This is a genomic window from Methylibium rhizosphaerae (assembly GCF_006386545.1).
In the GTDB taxonomy this organism is placed as follows: domain Bacteria; phylum Pseudomonadota; class Gammaproteobacteria; order Burkholderiales; family Burkholderiaceae_C; genus Pseudorivibacter; species Pseudorivibacter rhizosphaerae.
Genome location: NZ_SWAR01000004.1, coordinates 225,998 through 242,653 on the forward strand (window position 1 = coordinate 225,998; position 16,656 = coordinate 242,653).

Here is a 16,656-nt window from a genome sequence, read left to right on the forward strand (position 1 = left end):
TGTTGTGTGGGTGGATCCGTCGGGTCGAACCTCGGTGCGAGCGAGATCAGGCCGCCTGCGTCGCCTGCCCGACCACCATGTACCAGGCGACGAACGCCGCGCTGATCAGCGCGCCGGGCAGGTGGTGGCCGGTGCGCCGCCACACGAACGTGGAGACGATCGCCACGAAGCTCATCAGCGGCAGGAAGTTGATCGCGATGATGGTGCGCAGCGGGTCGAACATGTGGAACTCGACCATGCGGTTCATCGCCAGCATCAGACCGTACTGAACGCAGACGAAGGCGACAAAGCCGCCCGCCAGCGCGCCGATGGACACGAGGTACTGCGCCCCGGCGCCCGCGACTGCCGGCGTGAGCGCGGTGTGCAGCGACCGGAGCGCGACCGTGAAGAACACGGCGAAGACCAGCAGGTAGACCGGGAATGCCGTCGCCTGCCAGCGGCTCATCGGCTTGAGCGCCATGAACCAGATCCGGAAGTCGAGGTTGAAGAGGAACTGGACCGTCGCCACCAGCGCGTAGGCGAGTGCGAAGGTCGCTGCCGCGAGGCCCAGCGCGCGCAGCGGCTGGCGCAGCAGCGTGCCGGCCGCCGATCCGCCGAGCCGCGTGACGGCGAAAACGATCAGCGCGTTGCACAAGGCCCAGAACGCGATCTCGTTGGAGAACAGCTGCGGCAGCCACGGGGATGCCGGCAGCAGCGTGCCGCCCAGGCGGCACAGCGGCAGGTAGGTCAGCGCCGGCACCAGCGCCCCGAAGACCAGCGTGCCCCACCAGCGCGCATTGCGCACTGCCGCGCCGGCCGCGGGTGCATCGCTCCGCAGTCCGGCAAAGGCCGGCACGCGCAGCAGCGCATCGACCACACCGAGCACGAACACGACCAGACCGATCAGCGCGACGAAGGTGCCCGTTTCCTTCCAGTACCAGGTCTGGTCGTCGGCCGGCCGCGGCGTGCCGCCGCGCAGCGTGCGCTGGAACCAGTCGATGCTGTGGCCGATCGCGGTCGGCGAGATGTGGTCCATCGGGTGCGTGATGGCGGGCGTGTGGAGCACACGTGCCGTGCCGGCCTCGATCGCGCCGTACACCCGGCCGGGTTCGATCGGCGCGTCGGTTCCGAACACCGCCTGCAGTTTCCTGCTGCCGCTGACCGCGGCTGCCGTCGGGACCTGCCACATGATCCCGGGGAACTCGTCGTACCGGCTGAACACCACCGCCAGGTTGCGCGGGAAGTCGGGCGAGCCCTCGGGCGCGAAGGGCTTGCCGGTGCTCGAGCCTTGGAGCACGAGCGCCTTGTAGGCGTCGGGCATCGCCTGGGCGGCGTTCACGACCGTCCAGCCGCCCATGCTGTGGCCTTCGAGACCGATGTTGTCCTTGTCGACGATGTCCAGGCTGCGCAGGTACTTCAGCCCGTCGATGCCGCCGAACGCATTCGCGAACGCGGGCGGCGCGCTGTAGCCATGGCCGGTCTGGTCGAGGGCGAGCACGACGTAGCCGCGCCGCGCGAACTCGATCGCGAACCCGCTTTGCGCCTCGCGCGAATTGAAGTAGCCGTGCACCGCAAGCACGCCCGGTGCGGGTGTCTTCGCACTCGCGCCCGGCGGCACGTAGAGGTGGGCGCTCATCGGCGTGCCGTTGCTGCCGGTGAAGCGCACGTCCTGGATGCGGACGCCGCCGGCCGTCTGCACGAAGTGTGCGAGCAGCGTGCCGCACACGACGATCAGCAGGCCGATCATCAACAGGCGCAGACGTTGCGCAGGGCGGGCTTCGGTGGTCATGGAACTGCTCCTCGGGGCTCTTGTCGTCGGCCGGATCGCGTCGGAGGACGCAGTTGGCGAATCTAGGGGCCGCCCCGCGACGGGTCTTGGCGAAACCGGCCGTCCTTGTCGAATCCGGACGCAGGCCAAAGCGGGGCTTCCACCGATGCGGCGGGCCACGCCCGTTCCTACCATCGGGGCACCGCAGGTGACACCATGTCCATCGCTCCGCTTCCCGGTCCGCAAGGCCTGTATTCGGTCTCCGTCATGCCGAGCTTCCTGCTCGACAGCGCGCGGGTGGGCTGGCAAGGCGCCTACTTCACCGACATCCTCGGGGCGCCGGAAGGCATCGTCGACCACGGGCACGAGCGCTACTGCCTGCAGCGCAGCCTGCATCGCGAGGCACGTCGCACGCTGGGACGGCGCGCGTGGCAGGAGATGCCGGTCGGTTTCTCGGTATGGCGCCCAGGCGATGAGCAGCGTTTCCATTGGCGCACCGGCGGTCGCTCGCAGTTCCTCTTCATCGCCCCCGATCGTGCGGCGACGGTGCTCGGCCACGATCGTCCGCTGGCCGGCCTCGGGCACGAGACGCCGTCGCACTCGCCCGTTCTCGAGTTGATCTTCGACGCGCTGCTGGCCGATCTGGCGCAGGGCAGCCCGGCCGGGTCGCTGGTGGGCGATTCGCTGATCGCCGCGCTGGTGGCGCACCTGTCGGCGCCGGCGGTCCGGCGCTCCAACGGCCTGTCCGCGCAGGCGCGCGACCGTGCGATCGACTGCATCGAGGCCCGTTTCGCCGAACCCCTCTCGCTGCAGGAACTGGCCGATGCGGCCGGCCTGGGCATCCGCCACTTCTCGCGCGCCTTTCGCACTGCGACGGGGCGGTCGCCACACCAGTACCTGCTGCACCGGCGCGTCGAACAGGCGAAGGTGCTGATCCGCCAGGGCCTGCCGCTCGCCGAGGTCGCGGTGCAGTGTGGCTTCAGCGATCAAAGCCAGTTGACGCGCACCTTCGCGCGGCACGTCGGCGCGACCCCCGGCCGCTTTCGATCACTCGCGCGCTGAGCTCCGGCCTCTCCCGGCCGAATGCCCTCACTGCTTGAACGAGACGTCCAGGCTCACCAGCACCTCCTCCGCCCCACCCGCCGAGCAGCGCATGCGCTTGATGGCGGTCTGCAGGTACTTGTAGTACTCCTTGGGGCCGGACTGCGGTACCACGTCAACCACCTGTGAACCGCGCACCTTGATGACGGTGCGCACCGTGCCGACGATGCCCACGCGATCGACCGCCTCTTCGAGCGCCTGTGCCAGCACCGCCTGGTAGCCGGGGCAGGCCACGCTGATCTCCTGCTTCACCGTCACCGGCGCAGGCGGCGGTGCGGGCGGGGCCGGCGGCTCGATGACCGGCGGCGCCTTCGGCGGCTCGGCCTGCACAGCCTGGATCACCGGCTCGGGCGGCGGCGCGGCAGGCACCACCTCGGGCGGCGGCACGTAGGCCGGCGGCGGCGGTGTCTTGGCCACTTCGCGGATCTTCTCGGCCTTGGGCGGCGGTGGTGGCGGCGGTGGCGGCGGCGGCGCGACCTCGGGGATCACCGCCATCTCGATCGGCTTCTTGACGATCTCGACCGCCTCGCGTGCGAGGCCCGAGGCCAGCGCCCAGCCGACCAGCACGTGCAGCCCGACCACGACCGCCAGGCCGGTGCCGCGGCTCGAACCGAGCGGTGCCGGCGGCTGGGGCAGCGCGCCGGGGCGCGGCGGGGCAGGCAGCGAAAAGATGCCCTGCGGGGGAAGTACGGCACTCATGTTCGTGACCTCATTTCTCGATGTATTGCTCGCTCCCCACGACACCCATCTTGTGCAGCCCGGCCTGGTTGAGCGCGACCATCACCTCCACGAAGCGGTCGTACTTCGCGTGCTTGTCGGGCCGCACGTGCACCTCCGGCTGCACCGGCAGCGCCGCGGCCGCCCGCACCTTGCCCAGCAGGTCTGCGTGGCCTTCGATGGGCGTGCCGTTCCAGTAGAGGGAGCTGGTGCCGTCGATGTCGATCTTCACGACCTCGGGCTTCACGTCGGCCGGCGGTGGGTTTGCCACCGGCAGGTTCAGGTTCACCGCGTGCAGCTGGATGGGGATGGTGATGATCAGCATCACCAGCAGCACCAGCATCACGTCGATGAGCGGCGTGGTGTTGATGTCCATGATCGGTTCGGGGTCCGCGTTGCCGCTGGCGGCAGCGCCCACTTGCATGCCCATGCGTGATCTCCGTTCAGCCGCGCTTCATCCGCGCGGCGCAGGCTCGGTGATGAAGCCCACCTTCGCGATGCCCGCGCGCTGGCAGGCGTAGACGATCCGGCCCACCGATTCGAAGTCGGCCCGCAGGTCGCCGCGGATGTGCACCTCGGGCTGCGGTTGTTGCGTGGAGAGCTTCTTGAGCTTGTCCACCAGCGCCGCGGAGTCGGCGACGCGTGCGTCGTGCCAGTACAGCGCGCCTTGCGCATCGACGCTGATCACCACGTTCTCGGGCTTGCTCTCGCGCACCTCGTTGCGTTCTTTCGGCAGATCCACCGGCACCGAGTAGTTCACGACCGGAATGGTGATGAGGAAGATGATCAGCAGCACCAGCATCACGTCCACCAGCGGCGTGGTGTTGATGGCCGAGACGACCTCGTCTTCGTCGCCGCTTGCAGGCAGGTTGATGGCCATTTCGACGCGCTCCTCAGCGGCCAGCCGACTGGGCCAGCAGCACCGAGTGCAGGTCGTTGCCGAAGGCGCGCACCGCGTCGAGCGCAGCCTTGTTCCGGCGCAGCAGCCAGTTGTAGCCCAGCACCGCCGGCACGGCCACCGCCAGGCCGATGGCGGTCATGATGAGCGCCTCGCCCACCGGCCCCGCCACCTTGTCGATGCTGGCCTGCCCCGCCACGCCGATGGCGGTGAGGGCGTGATAGATGCCCCACACGGTGCCGAACAGCCCGACGAACGGCGCGGTGGAGCCCACCGTGGCCAGGAAGGCGAGGCCGTTCTGCAGCGAGGTCTGCACCCGCTCGATGGCGCGGTGGATGCCCAGCGTCACCCATTCGTTGAGCGCGATGTGCTTGAGCAGGCCTTCATGCTTGCCTGTCGCATCGATGCCGGCCTCGGCGATGTAGCGATACGCGCTGTCGGGCTTCAGCACGTCGGCACCCTGGCGCACGGTGCCCGCGCTCCAGAAGTTCTGCGTTGCGTCCTTGCCCTGGCGGCCCAGGCGCGCCTGCTCGATGAGCTTGGTGAGGATGATGTACCAGCTACCCAGGCTCATCACCGCGAGGATCACGAGTACGCCCTTGGCGACGAAATCGCTCTGCACCCACAGCGCTTCGAGGCCATAGGGGTTGCTCACGGTGGCGGCCGGTGCCGCAGCCTGTGCGCGAGCCAGTGCGGCCGCTGCGAGGGCGGTTGCGGCAACGGCAAGGCGCCGGACGTTGGCGAAGAGGCTGTGCTTCATCGTTGTGTGTGGTGTGTGCAGGTTGCGTGGTGTGCTCAGTCTGCTGGAGCGTCTGGTGCGCAAGAAGAAAGACTTTTGCAGATGGATATGCGCACATGGAGCGCGTGGGGGCAGCGCGGCGCCCTCCATGAAGCGCATCGAATATGCAAGCGCGAAATGCTGCGTTCGTGCCAAAGCGGCTGTCTCCTATCGTGCACGGGCTGTTGTCGAGCCCCCACCACAAGCCCACAAGATGACCGACCCCGCGAGCTCTTCCAGCCCTTCGATCCTGACGCTGCCCGACGCACCGGGCAGCGCCCTGTCGATCCGCGCCAAGGCGCTGCTGTTCCACGACCCCCAATCGGCCGGCCTGCTGGAGCAGGTCGAGCGTGTGGCGCGCAGCGACGCCTCGGTGCTGCTCATCGGCGAGACCGGCACCGGCAAGGAGCTGATCGCCCGCCACCTGCACAAGAAGAGCGGCCGCCGCGGCCCTTTTCTCGCAGTGAACTGCGGCGCCTTCAGCGAGTCGCTGATCGATGCCGAGCTGTTCGGCCATGAGACCGGCGCCTTCACCGGCGCACAGCAGGCGCGTGCCGGCTGGTTCGAGGCGGCCAATGGCGGCACGCTGTTCCTCGACGAGATCGGCGACCTGCCGCAGCCGCTGCAGGTGAAACTGCTGCGCGTGCTTCAGGAGCGCACCGTGGTGCGCCTGGGCTCTCGTAAGAGCATTCCACTGGACGTGCGCCTGGTGGCCGCCACCAACATCGACCTGCGGCAGGCGGTGGAAGCGCAGCACTTTCGCGCCGACCTCTACTACCGGCTGAGCGTGGCCACGCTCGCGCTGCCGCCGCTGCGCGAACGCACGGGCGACATCCTGCCGCTGGCGCGCCACTTCATCGGCGTGTACGGGGCGCGCCTGGGCAACGACGACACGGTGCTGGCGCCCGACGCCGAGCACGCGCTGCTCGGCTATGCGTGGCCCGGCAACATCCGCGAGCTCGAGAACGTCATCCACTTCGCGCTGATCGTGAGCCGCGACGGGCTCATCCATGCGCGCGACCTGAAGCTGATCCCGGTGCTTTCGCCGCGCGCGGCAGCGGCCGGTGCGGTCCCGCCGGCACCGACGCCCGCGCCGCCGGCCGAGCGTTCGGCCGTGGAGCGGCTGGCCGACCTGTTCGGCACGCTGCTCGGCCAGCGTGCGCCGCAGCTGTTCGAACTGGTGGAAGCAGCCCTGGTGCGCGCGGCGTTTTCGCACACCGGCGAAAACCAGGTGCACTCGGCGCGGGCGCTCGGCATCACCCGCAACACGATGCGCACGCTGCTCAAGCGGCACGGGCTGCTGCCCAACGCATCGCCCGAGCCCTATGGCGGCGGCGATGAGTCTCATGCGCTGCGCAAGGAACGGCATGCGCAATGCGTCGTTCCTTCCGTGCAGGCCGATTCCTAGACTGGCTGCTCACCCATTCACCCCAAGCCATGAGCAGTACCACCCTCGCCCCGCCCGCCGTGGCGATACGCCGATTCGAAGAGGCGCCGCTCGGCGCCGAAGTGCTCGGCCTAGACCTGTCGCGCCCGGTGTCCGACGAGACCTTTCGCCGCATCCATCGCGCGCACCTGGACCATCACGTCCTGGTGTTCCGCGACCTGCGCATCACGCCGCAGCAGCAGATCGAATTCAGCCGCCGCTTCGGGCCGCTGCAGATCCATGTGCTGCACCAGTTCCAGCTGCCGGGCCACCCGGAGATCCTGGTCGTGTCCAACGTGGTCGAGGACGGCAAGCCGCTCGGCCTGGGCGACGCCGGCCACTACTGGCATTCGGACCTGTCGTACAAGGACAAGCCCAGCCTCGGCTCCATGCTGCATGCCCAGGAGCTGCCGGCCGAAGGCGGCGACACCCTGTTCGCGAACCAGCACCTCGCCTGGGAGAAGCTGCCGGCCTACCTGAAGCGGGCGGTGGAAGGCCGGCGCGCAGAACACTCCTACCTTGCGAAGTACGAAGCGCTGCGCCAGCGCAGCCCCTGGCGGCCGAAGCTCACCCAGCAGCAGATCGACGAGGTGAAGCCGGTGGTGCACCCGGTGGTGCGCACCCACCCGGAGACCGGCCGCAAGGCGCTGTTCGTCAGCGAGCACTTCACCACCCGCATCGTCGGCCTGCCTGAAGACGAAAGCGCAGAGCTGCTCGCGCGGCTTTTCGAGCACACCACCCGACCGGAGCACGTGTACCGCCACCGCTGGCAGCCGCACGACATGGTGTTCTGGGACAACCGTTCGGTCACCCACCTGGCCACCGGCTGCCCCGGGCACCTGCGACGCAGACTCCACCGCACCACCATCGAAGGCGACGTGCCCTTCTGACATGGCCTCCTCATGAACAAACCAGCATCACGCGCATCGCGCCGCATCGCGACCCTCGCCGTCTCCTTCAGCCTGCTGGCCGCCGGCCTGCTCGGCACCTCGCTGCCTGCCCGGGCCGAAGAAGGCAAGCTGCGCATCGCCGAACAGTTCGGCATCGTGTACCTGCTGCTCAACGTGGCGCAGGAGCAGAAGCTCATCGAAAAGCATGGCAAGGCGCTCGGCCAGCCGGTGGAGGTGGAGTTCGTCAAGCTCTCGGGCGGCGCGGCCGTCAACGAGGCCTTGCTGGCAGGCTCCATCGACATTGCGGGAGCCGGCGTGGGCCCGCTGCTCACCCTGTGGGACCGAACGCTCGGCAAACAGAACGTGAAGGGTGTCGCCTCGCTCGGAAACTTTCCGTACTACCTCACCAGCAACAACCCGGCGGTGAAGACGATCGCCGACTTCACCGACAAGGACCGCATCGCCCTGCCGGCGGTTGGCGTGTCGGTGCAGTCGCGCATCCTGCAGCTCGCCTCGGCGCGGCTGTGGGGCGATGCCCAGTACAACCGGCTCGACAAGATCACCGTCGCGCTGCCGCATCCCGAAGCCACCGCCGCCATCATCAAGGGCGGCACCGAGATCACCGGCCACTTCGGCAACCCGCCGTTCCAGGAGCAGGGCCTGGCCGGCAACCCGAACGCCCGCATCGTGCTGAAGAGCTACGACGTGCTGGGCGGCCCGTCGTCGGCCACGGTGCTCTATGCCACCGAGAAGTTCCGCAACGAAAGCCCGAAGACCTACAAGGCCTTCGTGAGCGCGCTGGCCGAAGCGGCGCAGTTCGTGCGCGCCAACCCGGAGGCCGCGGCCGACATCTTCATTCGCACCAACCACTCGAACGTCGATCGCAAGCTGCTCCTGTCCATCATTCGCAACCCCGAGGTCGAGTTCAAGCTGACGCCGCAGAACACGCAGGCGCTGGCCGCCTTCATGTTCCGGGTGGGTGCGATCAGGAACAAGCCCGCGTCGGTGAAAGACTACTTCTTCGACGACGCGCACAACGCGCAAGGCAGCTGACGATGGCGATCGTTCCCGGTGCCGTGCTGCGCGGCCATGAAGGCGAACTGCCCCCGCTGTTGCGGCCACAACCGTCGGCGGCTGCCGCCCGAGCCGCTTCACACCCCGCGCATGCGCCCTTGCTGCAGGCAGACGGCCTGACGCTCGAATACGCCACGGCCGAGCGGCTGGTGCGGGCCACCCACCGGGTGAGCTTCGACGTGCACCGTGCCGACCGCTTCGTGCTGCTCGGCCCCTCGGGCTGCGGCAAGTCGTCGCTGCTCAAGGCGGTGGCCGGCTTCATCGAACCGCGCGAAGGCGAGATCCGCCTCGAAGGCCAGGCCGTGCGGGAGCCGGGACCGGACCGCATCGTCGTGTTCCAGGAGTTCGACCAGCTGCCGCCGTGGAAGACGGTGCTCGCCAACGTGATGTTCCCGCTGCTGGCCAGCCGCCGGCTGCCGCGAGGCGAGGCGCGCGAACGCGCGCTCGACGCCCTGGCGCGGGTGGGGCTGGCGAGTTTTGCGCAGGCCTACCCCCACCAGCTGTCCGGCGGCATGAAGCAGCGGGTGGCCATTGCCCGCGCGCTCGCCATGCAGCCGAAGGTGCTGCTGATGGACGAGCCGTTTGCGGCGCTCGACGCGCTGACGCGCCGGCGCATGCAGGAAGAGCTGCTCTCGCTGTGGGACGACGTGCGCTTCACGCTGCTGTTCGTCACGCACTCGATCGAGGAGGCGCTGGTGGTGGGCAGCCGCATCCTGCTGCTGTCGGCGCACCCGGGCCGGGTGCGGGCCGAACTGAACAGCCACCAGTTCCACGCCGGCAGCCTCGGCAGCCCTGCCTTCCAGGCGCAGGCGCAACGCATCCATTCGCTGCTGTTCGAAGAACACGAAGGGGACGAAAAGGAGGTGGCGGGATGAGTGCCGTGCTGCCGCCCGTGCGCGACGAGTTCGAGCGCACGCTGCCGCCGCTCGAAGACGAACTGGCCGTGGAGCGCCCGCGCTCGCGCTGGCAGCGCTGGTGGGGCCACGCAACGCTGCGCAAGGCGCTCATCGTCGCGCTGCTGGCGCTGCTGTGGGAGGCAGTGGCGCGCTGGGCCGCCAACGACCTGCTGCTGCCCGCCTTCACCCAGACCGCACGTGCCTTTGCGCAGGGCATCGCCAGCGGCGAGCTGCCCGCCAAGGCCGGCATCTCGCTGGGCCTGCTGCTGCAGGGCTACGGCCTGGGCATCGCGGCGGCGTTCGTGCTCACCACGCTGGCGGTATCCACCCAGCTGGGCCGAGACCTGCTGGCCACGCTGACCTCGATGTTCAACCCCCTGCCGGCCATTGCGCTGCTGCCGCTGGCGCTGCTGTGGTTCGGCCTCGGCAAGGCCAGCCTCGTTTTCGTGCTGGTGCATTCGGTGCTGTGGCCGCTGGCGCTCAACACATACGCCGGCTTCCAGGCCGTGCCTGAAACGCTGCGCATGGCCGGACGCAACTACGGCCTGCGCGGCCTGCGCTACGTGCTGGCCATCCTGGTGCCCTCGGCGCTGCCGGCCATCCTGGCCGGCCTGCGCATCGGCTGGGCGTTTGCCTGGCGCACGCTGATCGCCGCCGAGCTGTTCTTCGGCGCGTCGTCGGGCCGGGGCGGCCTGGGGTGGTACATCTTCCAGAACCGCAACGAGCTCTACACCGACCGGGTGTTCGCCGGCCTGGCGGCGGTGATCCTGATCGGGCTGCTCGTCGAGCACCTCGTGTTCGACAACGTCGAGCGGCTCACCGTGCGGCGCTGGGGCGTGCAGCGCTGAAGGCGCATCACGCGCATCACGCGCCTTCGATCACGTCCTTCATCGCGAGCTTCAGCCGCTTGCGCCCTTCGGCGTTGGTGGCCCGCCAGGCCTTCAGCGCAAGGGCCAGGAACTGCTGTTCGGCCGCACCCAGGCCTTGCTGCTCGCGTGCAGCATCGAGCCAGCCGCTCGGCTTGCCGCAGGCCGACTCGACCTGCCGCGCCAGCTTGTCGCCGATGGGCCGGCTGCTCTTGATCTGGCTCCACATGCTCGGGCTCATCTGCAGCTTCTGCGCAAACGACTGCTCCATGCCCTTGGGCGGCACACCAGCGCGCATCTGCTCTTCGGCATACAGCTGGAAGAGGCTCAGGACGTTCTGTCGTCGATTGACGGTGATGTTGTCGGGCACGGATGCGGGGTCTGAAAAACGGGTTGAAGAAAATATTGTCGCACCCGCTTGACGCCGAAGTGAAGAGTCTTTACAGTCCGCATCCTCGCTGAGGCGCACTCGCCTCAGTGCAACGAATCCGAACCGAAGCAACCCACACCCGACCGAAAGCTCATCGTGAAAACCCAAGGCCACATCACCCACCGCTCGCTGTCCCCACGGGGTCGGTGTGCGTTCGTGCGTGCGTGCCTTCACGGGTCGAACGCACTGCATTTCGGCAAGAGCCAGCGACCGGTCGCGTCGCTGGGTGACGAGGATGGGTTGCATCCGGGCAAGGGAGGCGCGTAGGCAGCGCACCTCCACTCGAACACACATGTCGAGGCCCGGTTCCGCAAGGATCCGGGCCTTTTTGTTTTGCGTGTTCCCAGGAACACGACGCGAGCCGCACGCACGACTGGGTGCAAGGCGGGCTCGCCTGCCACATCTCATTGCGGGTGTGCTTGGCACAACGGACGGATACATGCTCCGCAAGCGCAGGAGCGGCCGGTATGTGCGCTGCGGGGACGCCCGCATCGTGCAGCGAGACAGCGCTGAGTGAAGGACCGCCTTCGCGCTCGCGCCGGAGCACAACCGCAATGGGATCGAGATTCAGAAGCCCAGAAAGAACGAAGCCCTCGTCGAGCTCACGCTTCGAGGGCGGAAACCGGCCGCAACGAATGGGCGGCTCCGGAACCCGTCACCGGAAACCATCAGCCTGCTGGTTCAAATCCAGTTCCGGAGTCCATCTCGGTGTAGCGCAGTGGGTAGCGCGCATGCCTTGGGAGCATGAGGTCGTCCGTTCGATCCGGACCGCCGAGACCAGTTCGTGTGCGTTCAGGTGTGGCCGTAGCTCAGCGCCATGACGCCGAAGGAAGAGAGGAGGCACCCACGATGCACCAGCACACGCCACACCAGCACGTCCTGCAACTCGACATCCAGGGCACGCCGCAGCGTTGGATCACGCTGGAACAGGCTGCCCTGCACTACGCCACCGACACGGTGGCCTGGGTCGAAGGCGAGGCGCCGCTGCACACGCTGCGCGGCGGCATCAACGCGGCCACCGGTCGCCCGTCGCGCATCGAAGTCCACCCCATCATCGCCCTGCGAGGCGCGTCGCGCATCAACCTGTTCGACGTGACGCCGTCGTTCGCGAAGCACAAGCTGTTTCGCCGCGACCGCTTCACCTGCGCGTACTGCAGCCTGCAGTTTCACGAACGGGACCTGCAATGCGAACACATCGTGCCCGAGTCGCGTGGCGGCGGCTGGACGTGGATGAACCTCGTCACCGCCTGCGCCGCGTGCAACGGCCGCAAGGCCGACCGCACGCCGGACGAAGCGGGCATGCCGCTCGTCTACCTGCCCTACGTGCCCAGCCGCTTCGAGGACTTCCTGCTCGAAGGCCGCCACATCCGTGCTGACGTGCACGAGTGGCTGGCCGCGCGGCTGCCGAAGGGTTCGCGGCTGGGTTGAGCGAGAACCGACCCGAAGCAAGAAGGGGGCGCCGAATTCGGCGCCCCCTTCTTCTTTGCCGCGAGCGCGGCTTCAACGCAGGCCGTGGCGGGCCAGCGTCCGGCCGTCGAGCTGGCGCTTGGCCACGGCCGCGGCGTCGCCGCGCCCGTAGGCCTGCGCCAGCAACTCACGGTTTGCCACGCTCACCGGCCGCCGGAGCACGACGTCGTACACCGGTGCATCGCCTTGCAGCGGTTGCAGCAGCACCTCGTACCAAATGCCCTCGATGCGATGCCATTGCCGGTCGTGGCCGAGCCCCGCCACGCCGATTCGGCGATCGGGATGGCCTTGCCGGGCCTTGGCCGCGCGTTCGAGCCTGAGCTGCTGCGCCGCCTTCTCGCGTGCCCGGTTGACCAGCAGCAGGCCGGTGCGTGGATGCACGTACATCTCGTACCGCGAGTCCGCCAGCGACTCGGTGCCGCGCCAGCTGCGCACCCGCACTTCGCCGTCCACCAGCACCGTCTCCAGTGCCACGCGGTCGCCGATGTGCTGGAACAGGTGGTTCTGCACGACGTTGCGACGGTCCAGCCCGGCACAGAGCTCGCCATACACCAGGCGCCACGGACGGTCGACCTGCTGGCGCAGGTAGCGGTAAAGCGGCCCCAGGTGTTCGCCGAAGTGTTTCCAGGCGAGGCCATCGCGCTTCATGCCCAGGTGGCTGCGCGCGCCCTCTCCGTCCGGGTCGACCTGGTTCCACCGCTTGCGGCGGCTGCCCTGAATGGCGCGCGCCTGTGCGCGCCCGTGGCGCGGTTCATCGACCAGCACCTTGCTCATGTCCTCACGCATGGCCATCTCCTTGGCGGCTGCGCGAGGTCTTTCGAGTGCCCATGGGGGGCCTCCTTCAACACTCTGGAACGCCTGGCATCTGCAACGCGCCGCGCCCGGCAGCGGCGGGCCCGGGCGTTCAGGAGGCGAAGGATCTTCGGGCCTTCAGCGCGTGTTCAACGGTGATCAGCACATCGACCGTCGCGCGCCAGGCATTGGCGCAACGGTCAGTGCATCGGGCGATGGCACTGGGACATGGGTCTGCGGTTGCGTCGGTTCATGAGAAGGCGCGAATCATAGGCACGCAGCGGGAAGCGTCAAGCCCCGCTTGGCAGGAGGCGCGCGAGCCCCTACACTCGCGCCCTCTCTTTTCGACTGCTGCTGCGACAAGAGGCTCACCGCTCCGGCTTGCTTCGGGGCGCAATCCTTTCCGCCCGGCGCGCTGCCGGGTTGGCGGTACCTGCCGCCGAGATCGCAGCATCATGTCTCACCTGAATCGACTCCAGCGAGCCTTCGCGCGCTCGCGCATCGACCTTCGCTATGAGGGCGGCGTCTATCACGTCCGCGACGACGTCGCCGACGCCTCCATCCTGTTGCCTGCCTCCTTGCCGCTGGAGGACAAGGCAGTGCGCCAGCTGCTCGCGTTCGCCTCCGTCCGCTCGCCCGAGGGCGAGCCCGTCGTGTGCGCGGCCTGTGCTACGCCGGATTTCCACCCCGGATCCGTCGCCCCCGTCGGCTCCATCGTCGCCACGGAGGGTGACGCCGTCATCCCGGCAGCCATCGGCACGGACATCAACTGCGGCATGCGGCTGCTGTCGACCGGGTTGTCGCTGGCCGCACTGGCTCCAGACAAGACTCGGCTGGTCAACCGCCTGAAGTCGGTCCTGCTGGACAACGAGCGCGACGTGCCGGTGGCCACATCCGCCTTCAAGGCACTGTTCGACGTCGGCCCCGAAGCCTTCGTGGACTCGATCGTGCCTCACGGCCTTTGGGCACGGGCAGACCGCGGCCGGATCACCGATGAGATCCGCAACTCGATCGGCCTCGACGAGTTCCGGGCTCACTCACGACATGCACCCGATGCATTCGTACGAGGGCGGCAGACGTACCGCGACCCTTGCCTCGGCACGCCGGGATCGGGCAACCACTTCGTCGAGCTGCAGGTGGTCGACGCGGTGTTCGACCGCCACGCGGCCTACGCCGCCGGCCTGAAGGTGGGCGAGGTCGTGGTCATGATTCACAGCGGCTCGCGCGACCTCGGCTTCCATGTCGGCGCGCGATGGATGGACCGCGCCCGCGACTCCTGGCCGCGTGGCGTCCGGCATCCCGAGAGCAAGCTGTACGCGCTCACTGGCCCATTGGCAAGCGAATACATGGAAGCCATGGGCGTGGCCGCGCGCTATGCGTGGCTCAACCGTGTCGTCCTGGCTGAACTGGTTCGCGGTGCCCTTGAAGATGTGTTTGCCGTGGACCGCTCCCGCCTGGTGGTCGACGTTCCGCACAACGTGGTCCTGCATGAGGGCGGCATGAACATCCATCGCAAGGGCGCAACACCGGCGCGGGAAGGGGACCTTGCATTGATACCGGGCTCCATGGGGGATCACTCGTTCATCGCAAAGGGCATGGGCAATGCCCGCTGGCTTTGGTCCTGCAGCCATGGCGCCGGCCGCAGGGTGCGGCGACAGGAAGCGCGGGCGCGAAAGTTCAGCGCCCCTCAGCACGCCGGGTGGGAGTGCATCACCTTGCGCGAGGAACGCCGCATCGAGGAGGCACCAGAGGCCTACAAGCCCATCGGTCCGGTCATCGAAGCACAGGAAGAGGCTGGCCTGATCTGCCCTGTTGCACGCCTGCGCCCGTGGGTCACGTTCAAGGCTTGAGCGGCCGGCTACTCATCGAGGAAGCCGCCGCGAAAGAAGCACCAGGCCGTCCCGTCGTGCAGATAGAAATGGCCGTCCGCGCAGAAGTCCTTGCCGGGAAAGAACTCCCGGTAGGCCTTGGGGACGAGCCTGGCGAGCTGTTCGTCCGAGAGTTCGTCGAACTGCTCCGGCGTGATCGGCCGCCCTACGCGAAGTCTGATCGGGTCCATGGCCTGGACTCTAAGGCCTGCGCCAGGCGCCGCACGCCCTCGACGATGGCCTGGGGCTCCAGCAGCGCATAGCCCATGACCAGCGCGGCCGGCCGGGCCGACCGCGCCGCCCGCGCGCGCGGGTGGAACAGCGGGCCGAGGGGATACACGCGCACGCCGGCCCTTCGTGCCGCTTCGACCAGCGCGTCCTCGGCCGCGGACGGCACCCCCGGAAATCGCGCAACGAGGTGCAGCCCGCTGGCGGCGCCTTGCACCTCCACCTGCCTGCCGAGCCGCGCCTCGAGCGCACTGACCAGGGCCTGCTGGCGCGCATGCTGCAGACGACGGATCCGGCGCACGTGGCGGTCGTAGCTGCCGTCTTCCAGCAACAGCGCCAGCGCGCGCTGGACGCCCGTCGCGGCATGCCGGTCGGCCAGCCGCTTGGCTGCGGCGAAGGTGTCCACCAGGCGCTCCGGCACCACCACGTAGCCCAGGCGCAGCTGCGGCGACAGCGTCTTGGAGAAGGTACCGACGTGGATGACGCAGCCGTGGGTGTCGAGCGACAGCAGCGTGGGCTCGGGGCGCACTGCATAGCGGTACTCGCCGTCGTAGTCGTCCTCGATGACCCAGGCCCGCTGCTCGGCCGCCCAGGCGAGCAGTGCACGCCGCCGCGCGATCGGGAGAAAGGCGCCCAGCGGGAACTGGTGGGTCGGCGTGACGTAGACCATCTGCGCCCGGTCCACGTCGGCCAGCCGGTCGGTCTGCAACCCGTGCTCATCCACGCCGACGCACCGCAGCTCGGCGCCGTGGGCCTCGAAGACATGGTGTGCCATGCGGTAGCCCGGGTTCTCGACCACCACCGGGTCGCCCGGGTCGAGCAGGAGCCGTGCACACAGGTCGAGCGCCTGCTGCGAGCCGTTCACGATCATCAATTGCTCGACCGTGCACGAGAGCCCGCGCGTCTGGCTCAAGTGCCGCTGCAGCGCCCGGCGCAGCTCGAGGTTGCCGCGCGGGTCTTCATAGGCCAGGCGGGGTGCGCGCTGCCGCTCGACGGCGCGAAGCGCCTTGAGCCAGGCCCGGGTGGGAAAGTCGCGCCCGGCCAGCGGGCCGTAGACGAAGTCGATCTCGTTGCCGGCGGACGGCCGTGCGTCCTGAAGGGCCAGGCCGTCGATGCGGGCCGCGAAGTCGGAAACGCGACCGGCGAACCGCCCCCGGGACGCGGGCGCCGGGCCGCCGCGCCGCCGGCTGCCGCGCGCCCTGTCTTCAGGCAGTGCCGCACCGGCGGCCACGCGGCTCACCGCGCCGGCACGCGACTCGATGAAGCCGTCGGCCGCGAGCTGCTCGTAGACCAGCGACACGGTGGCCCGCGAAAGCCCCCGCTCCAATGCCAGCGAGCGGGTGGACGGCAGCGGCGCGCCGGCGGCATAGGTGCCGTCGGCGATGCGCGCGCGGATCTCGTCGTACAGGGCGCGGCCGAGGTGGCGGCGCACGGGCTCGCTGCTGCGGGGCATGGCGGTCAACTCAACTGGTCTGGCG

At 68.9% G+C, this 16,656-nt stretch carries 17 protein-coding genes and 1 tRNA gene; 9 read left to right on the forward strand and 9 right to left on the reverse strand.

The annotated features are described in order from the left end of the window. Nucleotides 1–46: 46 nt before the first annotated feature. Complete coding sequence (locus E8D38_RS04610) at nt 47–1,768, reverse strand: alpha/beta hydrolase family protein (RefSeq protein WP_219851647.1); 1,722 nt, start codon at nt 1,766–1,768, stop codon at nt 47–49. Between the two features lie 246 nt (nt 1,769–2,014). Here E8D38_RS04610 and E8D38_RS04615 point away from each other — a divergent pair, with 246 nt between their 5' ends. Then, nucleotides 2,015–2,809, forward strand: coding sequence for an AraC family transcriptional regulator (locus E8D38_RS04615; protein ID WP_181178928.1), 795 nt, complete (start codon nt 2,015–2,017; stop codon nt 2,807–2,809). A gap of 27 nt (nt 2,810–2,836) precedes the next feature. On the opposite strand, the gene E8D38_RS29265 is transcribed toward E8D38_RS04615, so the two are convergent. Genes E8D38_RS29265 through E8D38_RS04635 form a run of 4 tightly spaced genes read right to left on the reverse strand, consistent with a single transcriptional unit; the run spans nt 2,837 to nt 5,223 of the window. Then, nucleotides 2,837–3,547, reverse strand: a complete 711-nt coding sequence (locus tag E8D38_RS29265; protein ID WP_219851649.1) for an energy transducer TonB — start codon at nt 3,545–3,547, stop codon at nt 2,837–2,839. Between the two features lie 10 nt (nt 3,548–3,557). Next, entirely contained in the window at nt 3,558–3,995 is a 438-nt protein-coding gene (locus E8D38_RS04625; RefSeq protein WP_140626559.1) for an ExbD/TolR family protein, read from the reverse strand. A 24-nt stretch (nt 3,996–4,019) separates the two neighbouring features. After that, complete coding sequence (locus E8D38_RS04630) at nt 4,020–4,445, reverse strand: ExbD/TolR family protein (RefSeq protein ID WP_140626560.1); 426 nt, start codon at nt 4,443–4,445, stop codon at nt 4,020–4,022. Nucleotides 4,446–4,458: 13 nt separating this feature from the next. Continuing rightward, nucleotides 4,459–5,223 carry a MotA/TolQ/ExbB proton channel family protein gene (locus E8D38_RS04635; RefSeq protein ID WP_140626561.1) on the reverse strand — a complete coding sequence of 255 codons (765 nt, stop codon included), beginning with the start codon at nt 5,221–5,223 and terminating at the stop codon, nt 4,459–4,461. Nucleotides 5,224–5,455: 232 nt separating this feature from the next. Between E8D38_RS04635 and E8D38_RS04640 the strand changes: the two genes are divergently transcribed. From E8D38_RS04640 to E8D38_RS04660, 5 genes are read left to right on the forward strand one after another with little or no spacing between them, the layout of a single operon-like run. Further along, nucleotides 5,456–6,649 (forward strand): sigma-54 interaction domain-containing protein, encoded by a 1,194-nt coding sequence (locus E8D38_RS04640; protein WP_140626562.1) that lies wholly within the window; start codon nt 5,456–5,458, stop codon nt 6,647–6,649. Nucleotides 6,650–6,678: 29 nt separating this feature from the next. Further along, entirely contained in the window at nt 6,679–7,557 is an 879-nt protein-coding gene (locus E8D38_RS04645) for a TauD/TfdA dioxygenase family protein (RefSeq protein ID WP_140626563.1), read from the forward strand. Nucleotides 7,558–7,569: 12 nt separating this feature from the next. Next, the gene (locus tag E8D38_RS04650) at nt 7,570–8,610 is read left to right on the forward strand and encodes an ABC transporter substrate-binding protein (RefSeq protein WP_140626564.1); all 1,041 of its coding nucleotides are present in this window, start codon (nt 7,570–7,572) and stop codon (nt 8,608–8,610) included. Nucleotides 8,611–8,612: 2 nt separating this feature from the next. After that, entirely contained in the window at nt 8,613–9,506 is an 894-nt protein-coding gene (locus E8D38_RS04655; protein ID WP_140626565.1) for an ABC transporter ATP-binding protein, read from the forward strand. Further along, nucleotides 9,503–10,375 carry an ABC transporter permease gene (locus E8D38_RS04660; protein ID WP_140626566.1) on the forward strand — a complete coding sequence of 291 codons (873 nt, stop codon included), beginning with the start codon at nt 9,503–9,505 and terminating at the stop codon, nt 10,373–10,375. Before E8D38_RS04655 ends, E8D38_RS04660 begins: the two co-directional genes overlap by 4 nt. A gap of 16 nt (nt 10,376–10,391) precedes the next feature. On the opposite strand, the gene E8D38_RS04665 is transcribed toward E8D38_RS04660, so the two are convergent. Continuing rightward, the gene (locus E8D38_RS04665) at nt 10,392–10,763 is read right to left on the reverse strand and encodes a hypothetical protein (protein WP_140626567.1); all 372 of its coding nucleotides are present in this window, start codon (nt 10,761–10,763) and stop codon (nt 10,392–10,394) included. 764 nt (nt 10,764–11,527) lie between these two features. Here E8D38_RS04665 and E8D38_RS04670 point away from each other — a divergent pair. Together E8D38_RS04670 and E8D38_RS04675 are read left to right on the forward strand one after the other, a co-directional pair. Further along, nucleotides 11,528–11,603 (forward strand) — tRNA-Pro (locus E8D38_RS04670). Between the two features lie 69 nt (nt 11,604–11,672). Continuing rightward, entirely contained in the window at nt 11,673–12,251 is a 579-nt protein-coding gene (locus E8D38_RS04675; protein WP_140626568.1) for an HNH endonuclease, read from the forward strand. A 72-nt stretch (nt 12,252–12,323) separates the two neighbouring features. On the opposite strand, the gene E8D38_RS04680 is transcribed toward E8D38_RS04675, so the two are convergent. Beyond that, entirely contained in the window at nt 12,324–13,076 is a 753-nt protein-coding gene (locus tag E8D38_RS04680; protein WP_140626569.1) for a hypothetical protein, read from the reverse strand. Nucleotides 13,077–13,537: 461 nt separating this feature from the next. Between E8D38_RS04680 and E8D38_RS04685 the strand changes: the two genes are divergently transcribed. Beyond that, a complete protein-coding gene (locus tag E8D38_RS04685) occupies nt 13,538–14,932 on the forward strand; it encodes an RtcB family protein (protein WP_140626570.1) in 1,395 nt (464 codons plus the stop codon). A gap of 8 nt (nt 14,933–14,940) precedes the next feature. Here the strand turns inward: E8D38_RS04685 and E8D38_RS04690 are convergent, their stop codons facing one another. Next, on the reverse strand, nt 14,941–15,141 hold the full coding sequence (locus E8D38_RS04690; protein ID WP_140626571.1) for a hypothetical protein: 201 nt from the start codon (nt 15,139–15,141) through the stop codon (nt 14,941–14,943). After that, nucleotides 15,117–16,631, reverse strand: coding sequence for a MocR-like pyridoxine biosynthesis transcription factor PdxR (gene pdxR, locus E8D38_RS04695; RefSeq protein WP_140626572.1), 1,515 nt, complete (start codon nt 16,629–16,631; stop codon nt 15,117–15,119). Before pdxR ends, E8D38_RS04690 begins: the two co-directional genes overlap by 25 nt. Between the last annotated feature and the right edge of the window lie 25 nt (nt 16,632–16,656).

What these genes read in the sequence shown, in the direction of transcription:
- E8D38_RS04610 (WP_219851647.1), bottom strand. Translation starts at nt 1,768, where the DNA reads ATGACCACCGAAGCCCGCCCTGCGCAACGTCTGCGCCTGTTGATGATC.
- E8D38_RS29265 (WP_219851649.1), bottom strand. Translation starts at nt 3,547, where the DNA reads ATGAGTGCCGTACTTCCCCCGCAGGGCATCTTTTCGCTGCCTGCCCCG.
- E8D38_RS04685 (WP_140626570.1), top strand. Translation starts at nt 13,538, where the DNA reads ATGTCTCACCTGAATCGACTCCAGCGAGCCTTCGCGCGCTCGCGCATC.
- pdxR (WP_140626572.1), bottom strand. Translation starts at nt 16,631, where the DNA reads ATGCCCCGCAGCAGCGAGCCCGTGCGCCGCCACCTCGGCCGCGCCCTG.
- E8D38_RS04680 (WP_140626569.1), bottom strand. Translation starts at nt 13,076, where the DNA reads ATGCGTGAGGACATGAGCAAGGTGCTGGTCGATGAACCGCGCCACGGG.
- E8D38_RS04640 (WP_140626562.1), top strand. Translation starts at nt 5,456, where the DNA reads ATGACCGACCCCGCGAGCTCTTCCAGCCCTTCGATCCTGACGCTGCCC.
- E8D38_RS04660 (WP_140626566.1), top strand. Translation starts at nt 9,503, where the DNA reads ATGAGTGCCGTGCTGCCGCCCGTGCGCGACGAGTTCGAGCGCACGCTG.
- E8D38_RS04645 (WP_140626563.1), top strand. Translation starts at nt 6,679, where the DNA reads ATGAGCAGTACCACCCTCGCCCCGCCCGCCGTGGCGATACGCCGATTC.
- E8D38_RS04675 (WP_140626568.1), top strand. Translation starts at nt 11,673, where the DNA reads ATGCACCAGCACACGCCACACCAGCACGTCCTGCAACTCGACATCCAG.
- E8D38_RS04615 (WP_181178928.1), top strand. Translation starts at nt 2,015, where the DNA reads ATGCCGAGCTTCCTGCTCGACAGCGCGCGGGTGGGCTGGCAAGGCGCC.
- E8D38_RS04655 (WP_140626565.1), top strand. Translation starts at nt 8,613, where the DNA reads ATGGCGATCGTTCCCGGTGCCGTGCTGCGCGGCCATGAAGGCGAACTG.
- E8D38_RS04635 (WP_140626561.1), bottom strand. Translation starts at nt 5,223, where the DNA reads ATGAAGCACAGCCTCTTCGCCAACGTCCGGCGCCTTGCCGTTGCCGCA.
- E8D38_RS04630 (WP_140626560.1), bottom strand. Translation starts at nt 4,445, where the DNA reads ATGGCCATCAACCTGCCTGCAAGCGGCGACGAAGACGAGGTCGTCTCG.
- E8D38_RS04625 (WP_140626559.1), bottom strand. Translation starts at nt 3,995, where the DNA reads ATGGGCATGCAAGTGGGCGCTGCCGCCAGCGGCAACGCGGACCCCGAA.
- E8D38_RS04690 (WP_140626571.1), bottom strand. Translation starts at nt 15,141, where the DNA reads ATGGACCCGATCAGACTTCGCGTAGGGCGGCCGATCACGCCGGAGCAG.
- E8D38_RS04650 (WP_140626564.1), top strand. Translation starts at nt 7,570, where the DNA reads ATGAACAAACCAGCATCACGCGCATCGCGCCGCATCGCGACCCTCGCC.